21 protein-coding genes are annotated in these 23568 nt (G+C 70.2%); 12 read left to right on the top strand and 9 right to left on the bottom strand.

The window, feature by feature from the left end; all coding sequences use genetic code 11:
* Positions 1-16: 16 nt before the first annotated feature.
* On the bottom strand, positions 17-922 hold the full coding sequence (locus tag AB0I94_RS38220; RefSeq protein ID WP_363314397.1) for a pseudouridine-5'-phosphate glycosidase: 906 nt from the start codon (positions 920-922) through the stop codon (positions 17-19).
* 99 nt (positions 923-1021) lie between these two features.
* Between AB0I94_RS38220 and AB0I94_RS38215 the strand changes: the two genes are divergently transcribed.
* Positions 1022-1456: a VOC family protein gene (locus AB0I94_RS38215; RefSeq protein ID WP_363314395.1), complete on the top strand. Its 435-nt coding sequence runs from the start codon at positions 1022-1024 to the stop codon at positions 1454-1456.
* A 107-nt stretch (positions 1457-1563) separates the two neighbouring features.
* Positions 1564-1929 carry a cupin domain-containing protein gene (locus tag AB0I94_RS38210; protein ID WP_363314394.1) on the top strand — a complete coding sequence of 122 codons (366 nt, stop codon included), beginning with the start codon at positions 1564-1566 and terminating at the stop codon, positions 1927-1929.
* 41 nt (positions 1930-1970) lie between these two features.
* Here AB0I94_RS38210 and AB0I94_RS38205 read toward each other — a convergent pair whose 3' ends face one another.
* From AB0I94_RS38205 to AB0I94_RS38195, 3 genes are all read right to left on the bottom strand, one after another.
* The gene (locus AB0I94_RS38205; protein WP_363314393.1) at positions 1971-3233 is read right to left on the bottom strand and encodes an MFS transporter; all 1263 of its coding nucleotides are present in this window, start codon (positions 3231-3233) and stop codon (positions 1971-1973) included.
* 129 nt (positions 3234-3362) lie between these two features.
* Entirely contained in the window at positions 3363-3941 is a 579-nt protein-coding gene (locus AB0I94_RS38200) for a methylated-DNA--[protein]-cysteine S-methyltransferase (RefSeq protein WP_363314392.1), read from the bottom strand.
* 52 nt (positions 3942-3993) lie between these two features.
* Entirely contained in the window at positions 3994-4914 is a 921-nt protein-coding gene (locus AB0I94_RS38195) for a glycerophosphodiester phosphodiesterase family protein (protein ID WP_363314391.1), read from the bottom strand.
* 249 nt (positions 4915-5163) lie between these two features.
* Here AB0I94_RS38195 and AB0I94_RS38190 point away from each other — a divergent pair, with 249 nt between their 5' ends.
* The 6 genes from AB0I94_RS38190 (at position 5164) to AB0I94_RS38165 (ending at position 13368) form a co-directional block, all read left to right on the top strand.
* Positions 5164-6033, top strand: coding sequence for an MHYT domain-containing protein (locus tag AB0I94_RS38190; RefSeq protein WP_363314390.1), 870 nt, complete (start codon positions 5164-5166; stop codon positions 6031-6033).
* Between the two features lie 40 nt (positions 6034-6073).
* Entirely contained in the window at positions 6074-8212 is a 2139-nt protein-coding gene (gene uvrB, locus AB0I94_RS38185) for an excinuclease ABC subunit UvrB (protein WP_363314389.1), read from the top strand.
* A 134-nt stretch (positions 8213-8346) separates the two neighbouring features.
* A complete protein-coding gene (locus AB0I94_RS38180; protein ID WP_160504381.1) occupies positions 8347-8925 on the top strand; it encodes a TerD family protein in 579 nt (192 codons plus the stop codon).
* Between the two features lie 55 nt (positions 8926-8980).
* A complete protein-coding gene (locus AB0I94_RS38175; protein ID WP_363314388.1) occupies positions 8981-10918 on the top strand; it encodes a TerD family protein in 1938 nt (645 codons plus the stop codon).
* A 230-nt stretch (positions 10919-11148) separates the two neighbouring features.
* Entirely contained in the window at positions 11149-12150 is a 1002-nt protein-coding gene (locus AB0I94_RS38170) for a TerC family protein (protein WP_363314387.1), read from the top strand.
* A 120-nt stretch (positions 12151-12270) separates the two neighbouring features.
* Positions 12271-13368 carry an ionic transporter y4hA gene (locus AB0I94_RS38165; protein WP_363314386.1) on the top strand — a complete coding sequence of 366 codons (1098 nt, stop codon included), beginning with the start codon at positions 12271-12273 and terminating at the stop codon, positions 13366-13368.
* A gap of 29 nt (positions 13369-13397) precedes the next feature.
* On the opposite strand, the gene AB0I94_RS38160 is transcribed toward AB0I94_RS38165, so the two are convergent.
* On the bottom strand, positions 13398-14714 hold the full coding sequence (locus AB0I94_RS38160; protein WP_363314385.1) for an MFS transporter: 1317 nt from the start codon (positions 14712-14714) through the stop codon (positions 13398-13400).
* Between the two features lie 79 nt (positions 14715-14793).
* Between AB0I94_RS38160 and aroQ the strand changes: the two genes are divergently transcribed.
* Positions 14794-15255: a type II 3-dehydroquinate dehydratase gene (gene aroQ, locus AB0I94_RS38155; protein WP_363314384.1), complete on the top strand. Its 462-nt coding sequence runs from the start codon at positions 14794-14796 to the stop codon at positions 15253-15255.
* 19 nt (positions 15256-15274) lie between these two features.
* On the opposite strand, the gene AB0I94_RS38150 is transcribed toward aroQ, so the two are convergent.
* Both AB0I94_RS38150 and AB0I94_RS38145 read right to left on the bottom strand, forming a co-directional pair.
* Complete coding sequence (locus AB0I94_RS38150; protein ID WP_363314383.1) at positions 15275-15931, bottom strand: MBL fold metallo-hydrolase; 657 nt, start codon at positions 15929-15931, stop codon at positions 15275-15277.
* 10 nt (positions 15932-15941) lie between these two features.
* Positions 15942-16667, bottom strand: a complete 726-nt coding sequence (locus AB0I94_RS38145) for a maleylpyruvate isomerase family mycothiol-dependent enzyme (protein ID WP_363314382.1) — start codon at positions 16665-16667, stop codon at positions 15942-15944.
* Positions 16668-16890: 223 nt separating this feature from the next.
* Between AB0I94_RS38145 and uvrA the strand changes: the two genes are divergently transcribed.
* Together uvrA and AB0I94_RS38135 are read left to right on the top strand one after the other, a co-directional pair.
* Positions 16891-19947: an excinuclease ABC subunit UvrA gene (gene uvrA / locus AB0I94_RS38140; RefSeq protein ID WP_363314381.1), complete on the top strand. Its 3057-nt coding sequence runs from the start codon at positions 16891-16893 to the stop codon at positions 19945-19947.
* Positions 19948-20092: 145 nt separating this feature from the next.
* Positions 20093-20857: a crotonase/enoyl-CoA hydratase family protein gene (locus AB0I94_RS38135; RefSeq protein ID WP_363314380.1), complete on the top strand. Its 765-nt coding sequence runs from the start codon at positions 20093-20095 to the stop codon at positions 20855-20857.
* 8 nt (positions 20858-20865) lie between these two features.
* Here the strand turns inward: AB0I94_RS38135 and AB0I94_RS38130 are convergent, their stop codons facing one another.
* A complete protein-coding gene (locus AB0I94_RS38130) occupies positions 20866-21456 on the bottom strand; it encodes a YceI family protein (protein ID WP_363314379.1) in 591 nt (196 codons plus the stop codon).
* A 102-nt stretch (positions 21457-21558) separates the two neighbouring features.
* Here AB0I94_RS38130 and AB0I94_RS38125 point away from each other — a divergent pair, with 102 nt between their 5' ends.
* Positions 21559-22413 (top strand): helix-turn-helix transcriptional regulator, encoded by an 855-nt coding sequence (locus AB0I94_RS38125; protein WP_363314378.1) that lies wholly within the window; start codon positions 21559-21561, stop codon positions 22411-22413.
* A gap of 51 nt (positions 22414-22464) precedes the next feature.
* Here AB0I94_RS38125 and AB0I94_RS38120 read toward each other — a convergent pair whose 3' ends face one another.
* On the bottom strand, positions 22465-23376 hold the full coding sequence (locus tag AB0I94_RS38120) for a carbohydrate kinase (RefSeq protein WP_363314377.1): 912 nt from the start codon (positions 23374-23376) through the stop codon (positions 22465-22467).
* Positions 23377-23568: the final 192 nt, after the last annotated feature.

Raw genomic sequence — 23568 nt, 5'->3', positions numbered from 1 at the left:
CGTCACCGCCCCCACCTCACCGCCCCGCCCAAGCCGTCGCGATGCGTCCCGCGAGGCGCACATTGCCCCGTACCGCCGCGAGATTGGCGTTCAGTGATGCGCCCTCGGTACGTCGCATCAGCTGGTCCAGGAGGAAGGGTGTGACCGCCTGGCCGGTGATGGCCCGGTCGGTGCACTCCTGCAATGCCTCGGCCAGCACGCGCGCGTGGAGCTCGGGATCGAGCTGTTCGGGCTCCGGCACGGGGTTCGCCACGAGGAGCGCGGACTCCGGGCCGCCGACCGCGTCCTGGGCCCGCATCACCGCCGCGACCTCCGCCGGGGTCCGCAGCGTCCAGTCCACCGGATGCCCGGAGTCGGTGAGGTAGAAGCCGGGGAAGCGGTCCGTCCCGTACCCGGCCACCGCCACGCCCAGCGTCTCCAGGCGCTGCAGCGTCGCCGCCACGTCCAGGATCGACTTCACCCCCGCGCAGACCACCGTGATGCGCGTCCGGGCGAGCAGCCCCAGGTCGGCGGACTCGTCCTGGGTCACCGTCCACTGCCGGTGCACCCCGCCGAGCCCACCCGTGGCAAACACCCGTATGCCGGCCCGCGCGGCGAGCAGCGCCGTCGCGGACACCGTCGTCGCCCCGCTCGCGCCCGCCGCGACCGCGAGCGCCAGGTCGCGGTGGCCCAGCTTGCGGATGTCGTCCTCGTTCGCGATCCGTTCCAGCTGCCCTTTGTCCAGGCCGACATGAGGGCGTCCGTCCAGGACGGCGATCGTCGCGGGGACGGCCCCCTCTTCGCGTACGACCTCTTCGAGCTCACGCGCGACCTGGAGATTGCGCGGGCGCGGAAGCCCGTGCGCGATGATCGTGGACTCCAGGGCGACCACGGGCCGCCGGTCCGCCACAGCCGTCTGTACCTCGTCGGACACCACCAACACGGGCCTGCCTCCTGCCTGTCGGGTCTCCCCTCATCCCTGGCGACCGGCGCGCCGCGCCAAACCCTTGCGGCGCCGGGGACGGGACAGCAGCCTGACGGCATGACGGACAACACGACACGTCTCGACCACGTCGTCCTGTGGGTGCGCGATCCCGCGGCGGCAGCCGGCTTCTACGAGAAAGTGCTGGGCCTCGAACCCCTGCGCGTAGCCGATTTCACGGCGGGCAAGGCCTCGTTCCCCTCCGTTCGGCTCAACGAAGAGACCATCTTCGACCTCGCCCCCCTCTCGCTCGCCGAGCGCATGAACGTCGTACCGGACGCGGACAAGAGCGCCGGCCACCCGGTCAACCATGTCTGCCTCGCCCTGGCGGAGACCGCATTCGAGGCACTGCGCGCCCGCCTGGAGGAGCACGGCACCCCGGTGTCGGACATCTCGCACAACGCGTTCGGCGCCCGCGGCATGGCCCGCCGCAGCTTCTACTTCCGCGACCCGGACGGCAACATCTTCGAAGCGCGGCACTACGGGGAGGAGTAGACGGACGCGGCGGAGAACGGCGGGGAACGGTGAGGGAGGGCGGAGGACGGCGGAGATGAGGTGCCCCGTCCCGAAGGCCGCGCCGTGCCCAGCTAAGGTGACCGGCCATGACCACGAATGATCAAGCCGTTGCGTCCTTTGCCGTGCACATTCCGGATGTCGACCTGGAGGCCGAGCCCCTCGACCCCGAGCAGATCGTCTCGGGCACCCCGGAGGTCACCGGCAAGGTCCTGTGGGAGTCGGCCGACGGCAAGCAGTTGCGCGGCATCTGGCAGATCACGCCCGGCGTGGTCACCGACACCGAGGCGAACGAGCTCTTCGTGGTCGTCAGCGGCCGCGCCACCATCGCGGTCGAGGGCGGCGACGTGATCGAGGTCGGCCCCGGCGACGCCGCCGTCCTGCGCGAGGGCGACCGTACGACGTGGACCGTGCACGAGACGCTGCGCAAGGCGTACCACATCACACTGCCCTGACCGCCGGGCTCCGGCCCCCCTCTGGGTCAGGCCTGTTCGGCTCAGGCCTTCTTGACCGCTCGGCGGAGCGCGAGCGCCGCCATCGGCAGCAGTACGCAGACCCCGATGAGGTTGAGCCAGCCGTAGCTCGCCTGCGCCACGATCAGGCCCGCCGCCGCGCCGCCGATGCCCGCCGCCGTGTTCATGGTCAGGTCCGAAAGGCCCTGCACGGCGGCGCGCGCGGGCTGCGGCACCGAGTCGGTGAGCAGCGCGGAGCCCGACACCAGGCCCGCGGACCAGCCGAGGCCGAGCACGAAGAGACCGGCGGCGGTCTGGCCGTGGCTCGGCCCGGCCGTACCGGCAAGCAGCGCGGCGCAGCACAGCAGCCCGACCGCGAGCCCGATCACGGAGAGCCGCCCGAACCGGTCGGCGAGCCAGCCCATCACCGGCGAGAGCGCGTACATGCCCGCGATGTGGCCGCTGATGACCAGGCCGACCAATTGCAGGCTCGCTCCGTGGTGCCCCAGGTCGACCGGGGTCATGACCATGATCGAGACCATCACCGTGTGCGACGCGGCCACCGTCACCAGGGCGAGCCGGGCCATCGGCGACGCGGCCACCGCGGCGACACCGGCCCGCAGCGAGCGGCTCTGCGCGGAGTGGTTCTCCTGCGGGGCGAGCGCGCGGGCGGTGAGCAGGGGGTCGGGACGCAGCAGCACCGCCACCACGAGACCGGCGACGGCGAAGATCCCGGCGGCGAAGAGGAAGGGCCCGGCCGCCTCGGGTATGGAGGTGCCGGAGAAGGCGCGACTCGTGGGCGCGGCGATGTTCGGGCCGAGGACCGAGCCGATGGTGGTGGCCCAGATGACGAGGGAGATGGCGCGGCCGCGCCGGTCGGGCTCGGCGAGGTCGGACGCGGCGAAGCGGGCCTGGAGATTGGCCGACGAGCCCGCCCCGAAGCCGGCCATGCCGAGCAGCAGCAGGGGGAAGCTCTCGATGACCGCGGCAAGGACCACGAGTCCCGCTCCCAGTGCGCCGATCGCGTACGCGAGGACGAGGCCGGGCCGCCGTCCGCGCGACGTCATCAGGGCGGCGAGCGGCAGCGAGAGCAGGGCCGTGCCGGCCACGGACGCGGTGGGCGCGAGGCCGGACAGCGCCTCCGTCCCGCTCACCTCGGTCGCCAGCATCGGCGCGAGGGCGATGCCGATCGGTACCCCGAGCCCGCCCAGTATCTGACTGGAGACGAGCACCGCCATGGTCCGGCGGCGCAGCGCGGGCAGCGCTTCTGGCGCGGGTATGTCAGGAGCGTCGAGGGTCGAAGTCACTGACGCAGTGTGCCAGGACGTGCGGACACGGGAACAGGGATTTCCCGGCTCACCGAGGCGCCGAGGAAGCGGTCCCGGCAGGCGTGGGTCCCGGGAGCTCCCGGGAGCACGGCCTCGCGGGCGGCGGCGTCAGAACAGCGGCTGTGGCAGTACCCCCTCCAGGGCGAGAAGCCGGCGCTTGGTCTCGAGGCCGCCGCCGAAACCGCCGATGCCGCCGTCACTCTCGACGACCCGGTGGCACGGCACCACGACCGGCAGCGGGTTGGCGCCCATCGCCATACCGACCGCCTGGGCCGCGCCGGGTTGGCCCACGCGGCGGGCGAGGTCGCCGTACCCCACGACGGCGCCGTACGGAACGGTGGTCAGCTCGCGCAGGACCTGGCGGTTGAAGCCGGAGATCAGCGACCAGTCGAGCGGCAGCTCGAAGTCGTGCCGCTCGCCCGCGAAATACCCCGAGAGCTGACGTATGGGCTCGGCGAGGAGCGGAGACCCGGGAGCCTCGACCGGTTCGGCCCCCAACCGGGAGCCGAGCCGCTCGAGCGCCTTGTCGCGTATCTCCTCAGTGGCGTGGAAGACGACGCTGACCAGGCCTTCGTCGGTCGCGGCGAGCAGCAGTGGGCCGATGTCGCTCGCCACGACGGCCCACACCACCTGCCGCGATCCGTCCTGATCCGGCCGGCCCTGCCCGTGCTGCCCGTTGGCGTTCATGTGGACCACCGTACGACCGGGCACTGACAACGCCGCCCACGGCGAAGCCGCGTCAGTCGGCTATGGCCTTACGCACGACATCGGGCGTGTTCGTGATGATGCCGTCCACCCCGAACTCGGCCACCCGCTTGGCTGCGGCCGCGTCGTTCACGGTCCACGTGAAGATCTCCAGGGGCTTGCGGTGCGGCCCCTTGAGGGCGTGGATCGCGGCGACGTACTCACGCGATATGGACCCGTGCGTCGAGTTGATCTGGTCGGAGAACTTGGCGTACTCGGGCAGATCGGCGACCGCGGGCTTACCGAGGAAGCCGGTCTTGATGTCCGGCCGCAGCCGGTGGACCTCCTTGACGCTGTTCGCGCTGAAGCTCTGGATGACGAGCTTGCTCTTGACGTGGTGCCGGTCCAGCCAGCCCGTCTTGCGCAGGATGTCGAGGCCCTGCTTCTCGATGCCCGGGTACAGCTCGGGCTTCTTGAATTCAAAGACGAGCTTCTGGTGGTTGCGCGAGACGCGGTTCATGTACTGCTTCAGGGTCGGCACCCGCTGACCCGCGTACTTCGGGCTGAACCAGCTGCCCGCGTCCAGTTTGGCGATTTCCGCCGCGGTGAAGTCCGCGACCTTCCACGGCGCGCGGTCGGGGAAGAGCTCCTCGACGTTCGTCGTCCGCTTCAGGGTGTCGTCGTGCATGATCACGAGCTCGCCGTCCTTGGTGCGCTGGACGTCGTTCTCCACCCACCGGAACCCCATGTCAGCCGCCTTGTCGATGGCTGCGAAAGTGTTCTCGGGCGCGTAGGCGGAAGCGCCCCGGTGCGCGACCACCAGGGGGCTGTCGTGCGAGGCGGACGTCTGGGCGGGCGTCCGCGTGGCCGTCTGCGCCGACTTCTGGTCGGCGGCGTGAGCGGAGGCGGAAGGGAGAGCCAGTGCACCGGCTCCAAGAAGAGCGGCGGTGGTGGCAGCGGCAACGCGTGCGTACAACGGTGACTCCTCGCGATGTGCGGGCACGGACCGGATGAGAGTGACAGTCCACGGCCAACGCGAGACAGGTGCAGGATGGCCACAGGTTGAACGGAGACAGCCGGGATTCTTTCCCGGAAAATCGTTCGCGAGTTCCGGAGTGAGCTTTACTCTCTGCGTCAGCTCATGGCCTGTCAGTACAGGGATTGGCTTGGGCCACTTGGGGGCAATCCCGGGCATTCGAACACAACGGGCGGAGGGCTACCGCGCATGCAGGGCACGGTCGACGGTTTCAGCTATGGACTTGTCACGCCGGTGGCGGCGTACCTCATGGCGTGTCTCGGCGGAGCGCTCGGCCTGCGCTGCACCACCAGGTCGCTCCTCGTCGCGCACTCCTGGCGGCCGGGCTGGCTCGCACTCGGGTCGGCGGCGATCGGGTCCGGCATCTGGACCATGCACTTCATCGCCATGATGGGCTTCACCGTCGATGAGGCCCCGATCCACTACGACAAGGCGCTGACCTTCGCGAGTCTCGGCGTGGCCATACTCATGGTCGGCATCGGGATCTTCATCGTGGGCTACCGCGGCGCGACCGGGACGGCGCTGTTCACCGGGGGAACGATCACCGGTCTGGGCGTCGCCTCGATGCACTATCTGGGAATGGCCGGTATGCGTCTGCGCGGGACGCTGGAGTACAACACCCTCACCGTCTCCGCGTCCGTCGTGATCGCCGTCGTCGCCGCCACCGCGGCCCTGTGGGCGGCCGGGCAGGTCAGGGGATTCCTCTGGAGCCTGGGCGCCAGTCTCGTCATGGGTCTCGCCGTCAGCGGCATGCACTACGTGGGGATGGCCGCCCTCAGCGTCCATCTGCACGGCTCGGACGCGGCGCCGACCGCGGGAGACTCACCCGCCGAACTGCTGGCGCCCATGATGATCGGCCCGCTCGCCTTCCTGCTCCTCGCGGGGGTGATCGTGATGTTCGACCCGCTGATGGTGATGGGCAAGACCGACCTGCGGAGTGCCGCACAGGGACAGCACGCCCCCTACCCCCCCGTCCCTCGCTCGGGCGACCGCCACGACCCTCGGGCGGGCCGCAGGCCCCCGCAGCGACCCGGTCCGAAGACCCCGCAGAGCTGGTGATCCGACCCCGTTGTCAGTGCGGGGTCGTACGGTGGATTCCATGCGGCCCGTATCCAAGATCGAACGCACGGTGGCACCTTTCGAGGTCGTCAGTGACTACACGCCAAGCGGCGACCAGCCGGCGGCCATCGCCGACCTGGAGCGGCGCGTCCGCGCAGGTGAGAAGGATGTCGTCCTGCTCGGCGCGACCGGCACCGGAAAGTCGGCCACCACCGCGTGGATGATCGAGAAGCTCCAGCGCCCCACCCTCGTGATGGCGCCGAACAAAACGCTGGCCGCCCAGCTGGCCAACGAGTTCCGAGAGCTCCTCCCGAACAACGCGGTGGAGTATTTCGTCTCGTACTACGACTACTACCAGCCCGAGGCGTACGTCCCGCAGTCGGACACGTACATCGAGAAGGACTCCTCGGTCAACGAGGAGGTCGAGCGCCTGCGCCACTCCGCGACGAACTCGCTGCTCACCCGGCGTGACGTCATCGTGGTCGCCTCCGTCTCCTGCATCTACGGCCTCGGCACCCCGCAGGAGTACGTCGACCGGATGGTGTCGCTCAAGGTCGGCGACGAGATCGACCGCGACCAGCTCCTGCGCCGCTTCGTCGAGATCCAGTACACCCGCAACGACGTGGCCTTCGCCCGCGGCACGTTCCGCGTCCGCGGCGACACCATCGAGATCTTCCCGGTCTACGAAGAGCTGGCCGTGCGCATCGAGATGTTCGGCGACGAGATCGAGGCGCTCTCCACGCTGCACCCCCTCACGGGCGAGGTCATCAGCGACGACGACCACCTGTACGTCTTCCCGGCCTCGCACTACGTGGCGGGACCGGAGCGCCTGGAGAAGGCCGTCACCGGCATCGAGAAGGAGCTCGCCGAGCGCCTCGCCGAGATGGAGAAGCAGGGCAAGATGCTGGAGGCCCAGCGCCTTCGCATGCGCACGACGTACGACCTGGAGATGCTCCGCCAGATCGGCTCCTGCTCCGGCGTCGAGAACTACTCGATGCACTTCGACGACCGTGCGCCCGGCACCGCCCCGAACACCCTCCTCGACTACTTCCCCGAGGACTTCCTGCTCGTCATCGACGAGTCGCACGTCACGGTCCCGCAGATCGGCGCGATGTACGAAGGGGACGCGTCGCGCAAGCGCACCCTGGTGGACCACGGCTTCAGGCTGCCGTCCGCGCTGGACAACCGTCCGCTGAAGTGGGAAGAGTTCCTCGGCCGCGTCGGCCAGACCGTCTACCTCTCCGCGACCCCGGGGAAGTACGAACTCTCGCGCGGCGACGGCTTCGTCGAGCAGATCATCCGCCCCACCGGCCTCATCGACCCCGAGGTGGTGGTCAAGCCCACCGAGGGGCAGATCGACGACCTGGTGCACGAGATCCGCACGCGCACGGAGAAGGACGAGCGCGTCCTGGTCACCACGCTCACCAAGAAGATGGCCGAGGACCTCACCGACTACTTCCTCGAGCTGGGCATCCAGGTCCGCTATCTGCACAGCGACGTCGACACCCTGCGCCGCGTCGAGCTCCTGCGCGAGCTGCGCGCCGGTGAGTACGACGTCCTGGTCGGCATCAACCTCCTGCGTGAGGGACTCGACCTGCCCGAGGTCTCCCTGGTGTCGATCCTCGACGCCGACAAGCAGGGCTTCCTGCGCTCCGGCACCTCACTGATCCAGACCATCGGCCGCGCGGCGCGCAACGTCTCCGGGCAGGTCCATATGTACGCGGACAAGGTCACCCCGGCGATGGAGCAGGCCATCGACGAGACGAACCGCCGCCGCGAGAAGCAGATCGCGTACAACAAGGAGAAGGGGCTCGACCCGCAGCCGCTGCGCAAGAAGATCAACGACATCGTGTCGGCGATCGCGCGCGAGGAGGTCGACACGGAGCAACTCCTCGGCACGGACTACCGCAAGGGGAAGGGCGCCGACGCGGGGACAGCCGCCAAGGCGCCGGTGCCGGCGCTCGGCGGGAAGGCCGGCAGGGCGGCCAAGGGCAAGGCCGCCGAGAAGGTGCCCACCAACCGCCCCGCGGCCGAACTGGCCGAGCAGATCGAGGAGATGACCGCCCGGATGCGCGCTGCCGCCGCGGACCTCCAGTTCGAGATCGCGGCACGGCTGCGTGACGAGGTGTCAGAGATGAAGAAGGAGCTCAGGCAGATGAGGGAGGCGGGGCAGGCGTAGGCGTACTGCCTGGTGTGTTGCAAGACCGACACAAAGTGCTGCCCGCGGTGCGGCACTGTCAGTGCCTCTGCGTAGGGTGCTGGGCAACCGCACAGACCGGCGGTTGCCCAGGGCAGTTCGAGAGGGGACAGCGCGTGACGGTCAACATGACCAAGGGTCAGGCCATCAACCTGCAGAAGGACGACGGGGGCGCCCTGTCCGCGGTGCGCATGGGACTCGGCTGGCAAGCGGCCCCGAGGCGTGGCCTGTTCGGCACGCGCACGCGCGAGGTCGACCTGGACGCGTCGGCGGTCCTGTTCGCCGACAAGCAGCCGGTGGACGTCGTGTTCTTCCGTCACCTCGTCAGTGACGACGGTTCCGTGCGGCACACCGGTGACAACTTGGTCGGCGGTGTCGGCCAGGGCGGGGACGACGAGGCGATCCTCGTCGACCTGCAGCGGATCCCGGTCCACATCGACCAGATCGTCTTCACGGTGAACTCCTTCACGGGCCAGACGTTCCAGGAAGTGCAGAACGCGTTCTGCCGCCTGGTCGACGAGACCAACGGCCAGGAGCTCGCCCGCTACACACTCGACGGCGGCGGTCAGTACACCGCGCAGATCATGGCGAAGGTCCACCGCGCGGGCACGGGCTGGCAGATGACGGCCATCGGCAATCCCGCCAACGGCCGCACCTTCCAGGACCTGATGCCGTCGATCCTGCCGCACCTGTAAACAGGCGGCACGCGCGGCACAAACAAGTACAGAGGGCACAAGGGGGACGAAGGCGATGACGGCCGAGCTGGTCCGGGGGCAGAACCACCCGCTTCCCGAGACCCGTCTGGAGATCCGGGTCTCGATCGGCAAGCCGATCGTGGCGGGGGTCACGCTCAGCGACGACCAGGGCAAGGTGCGTGGCACGGAGTGGGTGGCCCACCCCGGCTCGCCCACGCTGCCGGGACTCGAAGTGCCCCGGCAGGCGGCAGCCGACCATCGCCTCGCGGTGGACCTCGGCGCCGTCCCGGAGGCGGTGCACCGGGTCAACGTCCTCCTCGCGCTGCCCGTCGGCGTCGGAGGGCCGGTCAGCTTCGGCTCCCTCGCCGCCCCCTTCGTCGCCGTCACCGCTCTCGACGGCTCCGAGGTCGCCAGCTACACCATCACCGACCTGGACGCCGAGTCCGCCGTCGTCGCCCTGGAGCTCTACCGCAGGCAGGACGCCTGGAAGGTGCGCGCCGTCGGCCAGGGATACGCGGGCGGCCTCGCCGACATGCTCACCGACCAGGGCCTCCCACAGGCGCACGAGCTGGCGAGCTCGATCAACGAAGCGGTGGCCCAGGGCCTGGCCCGCTCGGTGTCCGCGCCGCCGCCCCGCTCCTCGGACGAGGCCCGCGTGCGCACGACGGGACAGACCGCCGCACCCGTGCCCGCGGCGCCGGGCCCGGACAGCACCGCGGCACCGCAGCCCGCCCCGGCGCACCAGCCGGGCGACGCGAGTGGCACCACGGGCGGCCCGGTCAACTACACCCACCCCGGCCGCCAGACCAGCGCGCCGCCGCCGCCCCCGCCGGCCGCTGCACCGGCCGAACCGGGCAAGCCCGCCCAGCCCGTGGCGGGCGACGCGACCGGCTGGTCGCTGGAGGAGCGCCTCTACAACCAGGTGTGGGGCATGTTCGAGGACCTGGCCCGCACCACGGCCGCGTACCGAAGCGCCGTCGACTTCGCCGAGTCCCGCATGGACCAGGAACTCGACAAGGTCCTCTCCGATCCGCGCAGCCGCATCGGCAACACCGGGGACATCGCGCGCGAGGCAGCCCGCGCCAAGCACGGCCTCCTCGTCGACCGTGCGAGGGCCGCCCTCGACCGCGACCTGGGCCAGCTCGCCGCCGAGTCCGAGGTCGTCGAGCCCGCCCTGCCCATGGCGTACGCGGGCTGGGACAGCCCGGTCTGGCACGCCTACCGCGCACCCATGGAGATCCCCATGGCGCTGCGCCTTGGCGACCTCCACCTGCCCGAGCGCCCCGACCTGCACATCCCGATGCTGGTCCGGCTGCCCCTGGAGCGCGGTCTGTGGATCGACAGCGGCCGCTCGTCGGGCACGGACTCCGTGGCCGACACGGACCAGTTGCGCCGCCTCGCCATGGACAGCGCGGTCGCGCACGCCGCGCGCCTGCTCGCGGTCTATCCCGCGGGTGAGTTCACGGTGCACGTCATCGACGCGGCGGGCTCCGCGGCAGGCGCGCTCTCCCCGCTGGTGACGGCGGGCGTGCTCGACGAACCCCCCACCGCCGGGGCGGCAGGCGTCTCCGCCGTGCTCGCCAAGCTCACCCAGCGCGTGGACCTGGTGCAGATGGCGATCCGCGCGGGCGCCGCCGACGCGCTGCCGCCGGACCTGGACACCGCCGAGCAGCTCCTGATCGTCAACGACTTCCCGCACGGCTTCGACGACCGCGCCGTGACCCAGCTCCGCTACCTCGCGGACGAGGGCCCGGCGGTCGGCGTGCACCTGATGATGGTCGCCGACCGCGAGGACGCCGCCGAGTACGGCCCGCTGCTCGACCCGCTCTGGCGTGCGCTGCTGCGCCTGACCCCGGTGGCCGACGACCACCTCGCCGACCCCTGGGTCGGTCACGCGTGGACGTACGAACCGCCGATGGCGCCGCCCGGCAGCCGGGTGATCGAGCAGGTCCTGAACCAGGTCGCGCACGCCCGGCGCACGGGCGGCCGCTGACCTTTCCGACCTGGGGTTTTGGCTTTCGTTTGCCATCTTCTTTACTAATCCTTGGTACTTCACGTACTCTTCTTGCAGCGGAGGGGAGTACTCCCGAACGCGACGTACCCGTCAATACGGACCGCCATCGGTCCCGGGGCGTCGGCCCGCGGGGCGGTGAGCCGCCTCGGGTGGAAGAGACCTCCGGCAGCGACGACGCTGATCAGTAGCCGTACGACGCCGGAGGCGCAGTGGACGTTTCAATGACCCTTTGGGTGCTGACCATTCTTGGTCTCATCGCCCTGATCGCGGTCGACTTCTTCATCGGGCGCAAGCCCCACGACGTATCGATCAAGGAAGCCGGAATCTGGACGGTCGTCTGGATCGTGCTGGCCGCGCTCTTCGGAGTGGGCCTGCTGATCTGGGGCGGGGGCCAGGCGTCGGGCGAGTTCTTCGCGGGCTTCATCACCGAGAAGTCACTCAGTGTCGACAACCTCTTCGTCTTCATCCTGATCATGGCGAAGTTCTCGGTGCCCAGCCATCTCCAGCAGCGGGTGCTGCTGTTCGGTGTGCTGATAGCGCTCGTACTGCGAGCGATCTTCATCGCCGCAGGCGCCGCGGTCATCGCCAACTTCTCCTGGGTCTTCTACATCTTCGGCGCGTTCCTGATCTACACCGCCTGGAAGCTCATCCAGGAGGCGCGCGCCGGCGACGAGGAAGAGGAGTGGGAGGAGAACCGCCTCCTGAAGGCCGCCGAGAAGAAGTTCGGCGTCGCCGACCGGTACCACGGCACGAAGCTGTTCATCCAGAAGAACGGCAAGAAGATCATGACGCCCCTCATGGTCGTCATGCTCGCCATCGGCACCACCGACCTGCTCTTCGCGATGGACTCGATCCCCGCGATCTTCGGCCTCACCCAGGACCCGTACATCGTCTTCACGGCGAACGCCTTCGCCCTGATGGGTCTGCGCCAGCTGTACTTCCTCATCGGCGGACTGCTCAAGAAGCTGGTCCACCTCAGCTACGGCCTCTCGGTCATCCTGGGCTTCATCGGCGTGAAGCTGGTCCTGCACGCCCTGCACGAGAACGGTCTGCACGTCCCCGAGATCTCCATCCCGGTCTCGCTCGGCGTCATCTGCGGTGTCCTGGTGATCACGACGATCACCAGCCTCATGGCCACCAAGAAGCAGGCGAAGAAGGAGGCCGCGGAGAAGGCGGCCGACGAGACTCCGAAGGACAGCATCGAGGCCTGACGGCGTCGAACGCAGGAGTTACCAGCACGGGCAGTGGCCCGCGGCGGATGCCGCGGGCCACTGCCCGTGCCGTTTCCGTCCCGGTCGCGTGCCCGCTGAGGGCAGTGCAGCATCGAAGGCATGATCACTCGGCTCCGGGCACTCGCCACGCAGTGGACCGCGGTCGTGCCGGTCCTCGCCGTCGTCCTGCTCGCCCTCACCTGGGGACGCGATCTGCCCGGCGTGGTCGTGGCCGTGGTGACGCTCGTGCTGGCCGGGGCCGTGCTCGCCGCCGTGCACCACGCCGAGGTGATCGCGCACCGCGTCGGTGAACCCTTCGGCTCGCTCGTCCTCGCGGTCGCCGTGACGGTCATCGAGGTCGCGTTGATCGTCACCCTCATGATCGACGGCGGCGACAAGAGCGCGACGCTGGCCCGCGACACCGTGTTCGCCGCCGTGATGATCACCTGCAACGGCATCATCGGCCTGTGCCTCCTGGTGGGCGCGCTCCGCCATCGCGTCGTCGTCTTCCAGTCCGAGGGAACCGGCGCCGCCCTCGCGACCGTCGCCACGCTCGCCACCCTCAGCCTGGTCCTGCCGACCTTCACCACGACCAAGCAGGGACCGGAGTTCTCCACCGCGCAGCTCACCTTCGCCGCCCTCGCCTCACTCGTCCTGTACGGCCTGTTCGTGACCACGCAGACCGTGCGGCACCGCGAGTACTTCCTGCCGATCACCCGCAAGGGCGAGGTGATCGACTCCGAGGACGCCGGTGGGCCCTCCACCCGCTCCGCCCTGATCAGCGTGGGTCTGCTCGCCCTCGCCCTGATCGGCGTGGTGGGCCTCGCCAAGGGGGTCTCGCCGACCATCGAGTCCGGCGTGGAGAGCGCCGGCATGCCGCACTCCGTGGTAGGCGTGATCATCGCGCTGCTCGTGCTGCTGCCGGAGACCATCGCGGCCCTGCGCGCCACCCGCCGCGACCGGGTGCAGACCAGCCTCAACCTCGCCCTCGGGTCCGCGATGGCCAGCATCGGCCTGACCATCCCGGCCGTCGCCGTCGCCTCGGTCTGGCTCTCCGGGCCGCTGGTGCTCGGACTCGGCCCGACCCATATGGTGCTGCTCGCGCTCACCGTGATCGTCGGCACGCTCACGGTGGTGCCAGGGCGCGCCACTCTGCTGCAGGGCGGTGTGCACCTGGTGCTGTTCGCGGCGTACCTGGAGCTCGCGGTCACGCCCTGAGGACCACGAGGTCCACGTACGCCCGTCGGTCACGCCGTGGCAGGGGCCGGTTTTGGAGCGGGGCGCGTCTCGGGCAACAGCGCGAAGCAGCCAAGGCTCAGCAGGGCCACGGCCGTCAGATACGCCGCGACGCCCCACGGAGTCCCCTCGCCCCGCGCCACCGCCGTCGCCACGATCGGCGTGAGCGCGCCACCGAGTACGCCGCCCAGGTTGTAGCCCACCGCGGCGCCCGTGCAGCGCACCCGCGGCTCGTACAGCTCGGGCAGATACGCGGCGATCACGGCGAACATCGTGATGAACGCGAGCATCGCGACCAGGAAGCCGAGGAACATCAGCAGCGGCTCGCCGGTCGCGAGCAGCGCGATCATCGGGAACATCCAGAGCGCGCAGAGCGCACACCCCAGCAGACACAGGGGCCGCCGTCCGTACCGGTCACCGAGCATCGCGGCCACGGGCGTCACCGCGCCCTTCACCACGACCGCCGCCATGATGCAGGTGAGCATGACCGTACGGCTCACGTCGAGGCGCTCCACCGCGTAGGCGAGGGACCACGTCGTCACGGCGTAGAACACCGCGTACCCGACGGCGAGCGCGCCCGCGGTGAGCAGCACGAGCCGCCAGTGCTCGCGCACCACCTCGGCGAGCGGCACGCGCGCGTGCTCCCGCAGTTCCAGGAAGCTCGGGCTCTCCGCGAGGGACGACCGCAGCGCGAGCCCGGCCGCCGCGAGCAGGCCCGCCGCCCAGAACGGCACGCGCCACCCCCAGGAGGTGAACTGCGCGTCGGTGAGGGTCGCCGAGAGCACCAGCATGATCCCGTTGGCAAGCAGGAACCCGAAGGGCGGCCCCATCTGCGGAAAGCTCGACCACAGCCCGCGCCGCTCGGGCGGCGCGTGCTCGGCGGTCAGAAGCACCGCCCCGCCCCACTCCCCGCCGAGCCCAAGACCTTGCAGGAACCGCAGCACAAGGAGCAGCACGGGAGCGGCGATCCCGATGGAGTCGTACGTGGGCACACAGCCGACGGCGACCGTGGCGAGGCCGGTCAGGAGCAGCGAGATCATGAGCACGGGCCGCCGCCCGCGCCGGTCACCGATGTGCCCGAAGAGGACGGACCCGAGGGGCCGCGCCACAAAGCCCACTCCGAATGTCGCGAAGGCGGCGAGAGTTCCCGCGAGCGGAGAGAAGGTCGGAAAGAAGAGGGGCCCGAGCACGAGGGCCGCGGCCGTCCCGTAGATGAAGAAGTCGTAGAACTCGATGGCGGTCCCGGCGAGCGAGGCGGCCGCGATCCGGGCCAGCGACGGGGGTCTGGGCGGAGAAGGTGGCCCGGCGGGGGAGTGGCTCTTGCGCATGCCGCGTCAACTACCCGCTGTGACGGCCGGTCACGGGGGCGTGCGGAGGCGCGGGGAGCCTCCTCAGTACGCTGACGGCATGACGCGCACCCTTGCCAACGCCCCGATCATGATCCTGAACGGCCCCAACCTGAACCTGCTCGGTCAGCGCCAGCCCGAGATCTACGGCTCCGACACCCTCGCCGACGTGGAGGCGCTGTGCGCCAAGGCGGCGGCCGCGCACGGCGGCACCGTGGATCTGCGGCAGAGCAACCACGAGGGTCAGTTGGTGGACTGGATCCACGAGGCGCGCGAGCACCACGCGGGCATCGTCATCAACCCGGCCGCTTACTCCCACACGTCAGTCGCGATCCTGGACGCGCTCAACACCTGTGACGGGATGCCGGTGCTGGAGGTCCACATCTCCAACATCCATCAGCGGGAGGCGTTTAGGCACCATTCGTACGTCTCCCAGCGCGCCGACGGTGTCATCGCGGGGTGCGGTGTGCAGGGGTACGCGTTCGCGGTGGAACGGGTGGCGGCGTTGGTCGGCGCGGCCTGAGCCCGTCGCCGTACGGGGCTCACCAGCCTCGCTGACGCCACTCCTGGAGGTGCGGGCGCTCGGCGCCCAGCGTCGTGTCGCTCCCGTGGCCGGGGTAGACCCAGGTCTCGTCGGGGAGCGTGCCGAAGATCTTCGTCTCGACGTCGTGCAGCAGGCTCGCGAAGGCCTTCGGGTCCTGGTGCGTGTTGCCGATGCCGCCGGGGAAGAGGCAGTCGCCGGTGAAGACGTGCGGGTGGCCGTGCGGGTCGTCGTACACGAGGGCGATCGAGCCCGGGGTGTGACCCACCAGGTGGCGCGCGGTGAGGGAGACGTGCCCGACGTTCACGGTGTCGCCGTCCGAGAGCGGGACGTCCGTGGGTACGGGGATGCCGGCGACGTCCTCGCGGCCCGCGTAGGTCCGGGCCCCGGTGGCCTCGACGACCGCGGCGAGTGCCTGCCAGTGGTCGCCGTGCTGGTGGGTGGTGACGACGGACATGATGCCGTCGTCACCGATCAGCGTGAGCAGCGTCTCGGCGTCGTTCGCCGCGTCGATCAGAAGCTGTTCGTCCGTGGCCCGGCAGCGCAGCAGATAGGCGTTGTTGTCCATCGGGCCGACCGCGACCTTCGAGATCATCAGGTCCTGCAGCTCGTGCACGTCCGCGCCGCCGCCGACCTTCACTGCTCCGCTGTACGTCATGTACCTCAGCCTATAGCGGCGGCAGGGAGGGCAGGAGCCCGCCTTCGGCCCTCAGCGCGGAGCCGTCGCGACGGCCGGAGAGCCAGCCGAGGAGGTCGGCCTGGCGGCCACTGACGGTGATGTCCACGGGGGACTCGTAGCCGCTCTTGATCTGCTCCAGCGTGACGCCCTCCACGGCTCCCGTGCAGAGCCCCCGGCCGTCGTCCTGCTTGATCATCAGCGCGGGCAGCCCCGGGGCGTTCCGGAAGCGGTTGGCGAGGAAGTTGATCTCCCGCTGCGTGAACTCCTCCGAGAGGTCCTCAAGCTCGTAGCCGATGCCGAGGTCCACGTGGTGCAGCTCGACCTCGATCCACCGCCGGAAGGGCACGTTCGCCGCAGAGTCCGTGACGCCGTTGCGCAGCTCGACGGTCCGGGACCAGTCCGCGGGGATCGTGCCCGCGGCCTCGAAGCGCTCCGCGGACTCGCGTACGTCCGCAAGCTGCTCGGTCAGCGGCCGGGGCGCGTCACGTTCGATGTCGTTGTCGCGTGCGTCACCACTGACGTACATGGGCCGCCCGGCCAGCACATTCACGAGCGCGTCCGCGTTCCGCGCGATGTGAGCGAGGACATGGCCGCGGGTCCAGCCCGGAAGGCGTGACGGCTCGGCAGTCGAATCGTTGTTCAGTTTCGCGGCTGCGCTGAGCAGCCGGTCGGTCGCGTCACGTACAGACGCCAGGTCGCGCACATGATCAATCATGCGCCCGACGATAGTCGCGCCACACGTTCGGGTGAAGGCATCTGAGCAGCACCGCAAATCGAATGCACGTGCTATATGGTCGAGTGCGGCACCGGGCATTCTTGGTGGCCCGGTTTTGTTATCAACCAGGGCGACCGCCCCGGCGTTGTCAGTGGCTCGCCCTAGTCTGTGAACGACGGGGGTCCCGCCCCTGTCACTTCTCTCAAGAAAGGTGCGGACCGGCGTGGCCGACCGTCTCATCGTCCGTGGCGCGCGCGAGCACAATCTCAAGAACGTCTCGCTCGACCTCCCGCGCGACTCCCTCATCGTCTTCACCGGGCTCTCCGGGTCGGGCAAGTCCTCGCTCGCGTTCGACACGATCTTCGCCGAGGGCCAGCGGCGGTACGTGGAGTCGCTGTCCTCGTACGCCCGGCAGTTCCTCGGCCAGATGGACAAGCCGGACGTCGACTTCATCGAGGGCCTCTCGCCCGCGGTCTCCATCGACCAGAAGTCGACCTCGCGCAACCCGCGCTCCACGGTCGGCACCATCACCGAGGTCTACGACTATCTCCGCCTGCTCTTCGCGCGCATCGGCAAGCCGCACTGCCCCGAGTGCGGCCGTCCCATCGCCCGGCAGTCGCCGCAGGCCATCGTCGACAAGGTTCTCGAACTGCCGGAGGGCAGCCGCTTCCAGGTCCTCTCGCCGCTGGTGCGCGAGCGCAAGGGCGAGTTCGTCGACCTCTTCGCCGACCTCCAGACCAAGGGCTACAGCCGCGCCCGCGTGGACGGCGAGACGATCCAGCTCTCCGAGCCGCCCACCCTGAAGAAGCAGGAGAAGCACACCATCGAGGTGGTCATCGACCGCCTCACGGTGAAGGACTCCGCCAAGCGCCGCCTGACCGACTCCGTGGAGACCGCGCTCGGCCTCGCCGGCGGCATGGTCGTGCTCGACTTCGTCGACCTCCCCGAGGACGACCCCGAACGCGAGCGCCTGTACTCGGAGCACCTCTATTGCCCGTACGACGACTTGTCCTTCGAGGAGCTCGAGCCCCGCTCCTTCTCCTTCAACTCGCCCTTCGGCGCCTGCCCGGACTGCACCGGCATCGGTACGCGCATGGAGGTCGACCCCGAGCTGATCGTCCCGGACGAGGACAAGTCGCTCGACGAGGGCGCCATCCACCCCTGGTCGCACGGCCACACCAAGGAGTACTTCGGGCGGCTCGTCGGCGCGCTCGCCGACGCCCTCGGCTTCTCCACCGACATGCCCTGGGCCGGACTCCCGCAGCGCGCCAAGAAGGCCCTGCTGAACGGCCACAAGACGCAGATCGAGGTGCGCTACAGGAACCGGTACGGCCGCGAGCGGGTCTATACGACCGCCTTCGAAGGCGCCGTCCCCTTCGTCAAGCGCCGCCACAGCGAGGCCGAGAGCGACGCGAGCCGCGAGCGCTTCGAGGGCTACATGCGCGAGGTGCCCTGTCCCACCTGTGAGGGCACGCGTCTCAAGCCGGTCGTCCTGGCCGTCTCGGTCATGGGGAAGTCCATCGCCGAGGTCTCGGCGATGTCCATCAGCGACTGCGCGGACTTCCTCGCCGAGCTGAAGCTGGGCGCCCGCGACAAGAAGATCGCCGAGCGCGTCCTGAAGGAGGTCAACGAGAGGCTGCGGTTCCTGGTCGACGTCGGCCTGGACTACCTCTCCCTGAACCGCGCGGCGGGCACCCTCTCCGGAGGTGAGGCCCAGCGCATCCGTCTGGCCACGCAGATCGGCTCGGGCCTGGTCGGTGTTCTCTACGTTCTGGACGAGCCGTCCATCGGCCTGCACCAGCGCGACAACCACCGCCTGATCGAGACCCTCGTGCGCCTGCGCGACATGGGCAACACACTCATCGTCGTCGAGCACGACGAGGACACCATCAAGGTCGCCGACTGGGTCGTGGACATCGGCCCCGGCGCGGGTGAACACGGCGGCAAGGTCGTGCACAGCGGCTCCATGAAGGAGCTGCTCGCCAACGACAAGTCGATCACCGGGCAGTATCTGTCGGGCAAGAAGTCCATCCCGGTGCCGGACGTGCGCCGCCCCGCGGACCCCACCCGCCGGCTGACGGTGCACGGCGCCCGGGAGAACAACCTCCAGGACATCGACGTCTCCTTCCCTCTCGGTGTCCTCACCGCCGTCACAGGCGTCTCGGGCTCCGGCAAGTCGACGCTGGTCAACGACATCCTCTACACGCACCTGGCGCGCGAGCTGAACGGCGCCCGGTCCGTCCCCGGACGCCACACGCGCGTGGAGGGCGACGACCTCGTCGACAAGGTCGTGCACGTCGACCAGTCGCCCATCGGCCGCACGCCGCGGTCGAACCCGGCGACGTACACCGGAGTCTTCGACCACGTCCGCAAGCTGTTCGCGGAGACGATGGAGGCGAAGGTCCGGGGTTATCTGCCCGGCCGCTTCTCCTTCAACGTCAAGGGCGGTCGCTGCGAGAACTGCTCCGGTGACGGCACGATCAAGATCGAGATGAACTTCCTGCCGGATGTGTACGTCCCCTGCGAGGTCTGCCACGGGGCGCGCTACAACCGCGAGACGCTGGACGTCCACTACAAGGGCAAGTCCATCGCCGAGGTCCTGGACATGCCGATCGAGGAAGCGCTCGACTTCTTCGAGGCGGTGCCGGCCATCTCCCGCCACCTGCGCACGCTCAACGACGTGGGCCTCGGGTACGTCAGGCTCGGCCAGTCCGCGCCGACGCTCTCCGGTGGTGAGGCACAGCGCGTGAAGCTGGCCTCCGAGCTCCAGAAGCGATCGACGGGACGCACCGTCTACGTCCTGGACGAGCCGACCACGGGTCTGCACTTCCAGGACATCAGCAAGCTGATCACGGTCCTGTCCGGCCTGGTCGACAAGGGCAACACGGTCATCGTCATCGAGCACAACCTCGACGTCGTCAAGACCGCGGACTGGGTCGTCGACATGGGCCCCGAGGGCGGCAACGGCGGCGGTCTGGTCGTCGCGGAGGGCACACCCGAGGAGGTCGCCGGGGTCGCCACGAGCCACACGGGCAAGTTCCTGCGGGACATCCTCGCGGTGGACCGGTTCAGTGACGGGTCCTCGCAGGGGCGGGCTCCGGCGCGCAAGGCCGCAGCGAAGAAGGTGGTGGCCTCGGCGGCGGTGAAGAAGTCGGCGACGGTGAAGACTGCCGCCAAGAAGACGACGGCTAGGAAGGCCACCGCCAAGGAGACCACCGCTAAGAAGACCACCGCCAAGAAGGTTGCTCCGAAGAAGGCGACCAGGGCTCGTAAGGCCTGATGCGGTAATGCCCATCCGCGGGTGGGTTGTGGCTGGTCGCGCAGTTCCCCGCGCCCCTTCGGGGCGCCCCCGAGGTGCTGTGAACGGGCCGTTGGGCAGGGTTTCCCCTTGTCCGGCGGCCCGTTCCCATGTTCGCCTGGCCGGTATGCCCGTACGCAGCGAACGCCAAGGCCCCGTCACCACCATCGTGCTGTCCCGGCCCGACGTGCGGAACGCCGTCGACGGGCCCACCGCCCGCGCCCTCGCCGACGCGTTCCGTGCCTTCGACGCGGATGCCGACGCGCACGTCGCCGTGTTGTGGGGCGAGGGCGGCACGTTCTGTGCCGGTGCGGACCTCAAGGCCGTCGGGACACCGTCCGGTAACGAGGTGACCGACAAGGGCGACGGGCCCATGGGGCCGACCCGCATGCGTCTCACCAAGCCCGTCATCGCGGCGATCTCCGGACACGCGGTCGCCGGAGGCCTGGAGCTCGCCCTCTGGTGCGATCTGCGGGTCGCCGACGATGACGCCGTACTCGGAGTCTTCTGCCGCCGCTGGGGCGTCCCGCTCATCGACGGCGGTACGGTGCGGCTGCCCCGGCTCATCGGCGAGAGCCGGGCCATGGACCTGGTGCTCACCGGGCGCCCCGTCCCCGCGGCGGAGGCGCTCGCGATGGGCCTGGTCAACCGGACCGTACCGCCGGGCACCTGCCGCGCGGCGGCCGAACGCCTCGCCGCGGAGATCGCGGCGTTCCCCCAGACCTGCCTTCAAAACGACCGGCTGTCCGTCCAGGAGCAGGGGGGCCTGACCGAGGAGGAGGCGATGGCGGGCGAACTCCGTCACGGCCTGCGGTCCCTCACCGAGGCGGCGGACGGCGCGGCCAGGTTCGCCGCCGGGGCGGGCCGGCACGGCGAGTTCACGGACGGCTGAGGCCCGGCTCAGCCCTGAGCGGCGGGGGAGTCGGCAGGCTCCAGGAACTGCATGTCCAGCTGGATCTTCACCACATCACCGAGCAGCCCGGTACCGAAGTCGAGCCCGTAGTCCCCACGGCTGATCTCCCCGGTCGCCTCGAACCCCGCATGGCGTCGGGAGTCGCCCGGGAAGGCCTGGAGACCGCCGAACTCGACGGCGAGGGTGACGGGCTTCGTGACGTCACCGATGGTCAGTTCGCCCTCCAGGGTCCACTCGTCCTCGCCGCCGCGCACCCGCGTCGAGCGGAACGTCATCGTGGGGCGGCGCTCCACGTCAAGAAGGTCCGGCGCGCGGACGTGGGCGTCACGGTCCTTGTTGCCGGTGTCGATCGAGGCCAGGGCGATGGTCGCCGTCACCGACGACGTCCCTGCGCTCTCGCCCACGACCAGCTCGGCCGACAGCTCCGTGAACCGTCCCCGCACCTTCGAGATCCCGAGGTGGCGGATGGTGAAGTTGACGGCGGAGTGGAACGGATCGATCTCCCAGCTCCCGGTGGGGAGGGGCAGCGCGGTCGTCGGGGCGGTGCTCGTGCCGGAAGCGCTCGTGTCAGTGGTCATGCCGTCCACGATGCGAGGCCGCCCGCGCCCGAGGAAGGCCGAGCCGAGACTGGTAGTGACAGGGCCACGCTGCGGCCGGGCGACGGCTGGTACGTTCGGCCGGTGAGCGACAACGAGCTCGGCACCTTCCTGCGCACCTCCCGTGAAGCGGTCACGCCCGCCGAAGTCGGGCTCCCGACCGGGCCCCGGCGCCGCACACCGGGCCTGCGCCGCTCGGAGGTCGCCACCCTCGCGGGTGTCAGCGTCGAGTACCTCACCCGCCTCGAACAGGGCCGCGACCGCCACCCGTCCCCGCAGGTGATGGGGGCGCTCGCGGACGCCCTGCGGCTGTCTTTGGAGGAACGCCTCCACCTGCGCAACCTGGAGAAGGCGACGAGAGGCGACCCCTGCTGCCCGACGGCGAGCGTGCCGTCGCGGTCGGTGCGCCCCACCGTGCGGGCGCTCGTCGACCGCCTGGAGCCCACCCCCGCCGTCCTGCTCAACCGGCTCGGCGACGTCCTCGCCTACACCTCGGGCTACGAGCGGATCATGCGGCCCATCGGGCTCCTCGACGACGAGCGGCCCAATCTCATCCGCTTTCTGTTCACCGACGAGCGGGCCCGCGCCGCCTACCCCGAGTGGGACCAGGCCGCCGACGAGCAGGTCGCCGTGTACCGGGCCGCGTCCATGCTCCCCGACCCTCATGCCGAGGCGTTCGCCGACGAGCTGACCGTCGTGGCCGGCGCGCCCTTCGCCGACCGGATGGAGGCCGTGCCGAGGCTGCCCCGGCAGAGCGGCGTCGAGCGCCTGACGCACCCGGAGGCCGGTGCGGTGCGGCTGTCGTACGAGACGCTGACGCTGCCGGACGCCGACGGCCAGCGTCTGGTCGTCCACCTGCCCGCCGACGAGGCCTCATCGGCGGCGCTCGACCGCCTCAACGGCCGCCGGCCCGGCGGCCTCCGCGCGGTGACCGGCTGAGAGCCTCACGCCGAGTCACCCGACTCACGTGAGTCACCTGAGTCACTTGGGTCAGCCCAACTCCTTCGCGTACGGAGGCTCCGCGCCCGCGCGGGACACGGTGACGGCGGCCGCGCGTGCCGCGAAGCGCAGCACCTCGCCCCAACTGTCCGCGCCGAGGGCGCTCAGGGCCTCCACGGACAGCGCGTCCCGAGCCTGCAGCCCGTGCAGCAGCGCCGCGTTGACCGTGTCTCCCGCGCCGATGGTGTCCACCACGTCGACCGCCTCGCCCGGCACCGACCACTCCCCGCCGTCCCGCGTGAAGACGGTGAGACCCTCGCCGCCCCGCGTCATCACCACCGCGCCGGGCCCGGAAGCGAGCCACTCGCGCGGTGTGCCGCCGAGCCAACTCGCGTCGTCCTCGGACAGCTTGAGCAGCGAGACCGACGGCAGCCAGCTCTTGAACCGGGCCCGGTAGGCATCCGCGTCCGGGATCAGACCCGCCCGGACATTGGGGTCGAGCGCGGTGAAGACGCCCCGCGCCGCCTTCCGGCGCATCAGCACCTCGTACGCGCTCGCGCCCGGTTCGAGGACGAGCGAGCAGGTGCCGAACGACACCGCGCGTACGTCGTCGGGCAGCCGGTCCGGGGCCGTGAAGAGCCGGTCAGCCGTGCCCTCGACGTAGAAGGAGTAACCGGCGGAGCCGTCCGCGCCGATGGAGGCGACCGCGAGCGTGGTCGGCTCGGCGCCCCGCTGCACGTACGACACCTCGACGCCCGCGGTCCGCAGCGCGTCGATCAGCGCCTCGCCGAACGCGTCCGTGGAGATCCGCGAGCAGAAGGCGACGCGGGAGCCGAGACGGCCGAGTGCCACCGCGGTGTTGTACGGACCGCCGCCGAGCCGCGGGGCGAGCGCGGGCAGCCCGGCGTCGGTGGGGCCCTGCGGGACGAGGTCGATCAGGGCCTCTCCTGCGACGACTATCACGGGTGGTTCCTCTCGGCTCTGCGATCGCGCATGCGGTCGGTGCGCTGCGGTGTTGTGTTGCGGACGTGCTCCCCGCCTGTCGCCACAGGCTAGAGCTTTCCCGCGGCCGTGGCCCGGTACGGGCGGCACTCGGGCACGGTCGCGCCCAACGCGGGCAAGCGGCACCCCACCGGTAGGGTCTGATCCGTCACC

This window comes from Streptomyces sp. NPDC050147 (assembly GCF_040660195.1).
GTDB lineage: Bacteria > Actinomycetota > Actinomycetes > Streptomycetales > Streptomycetaceae > Streptomyces.
Note: the sequence above shows the minus strand (reverse complement) of the source record. Positions and strands in the feature narration are given on the sequence as shown.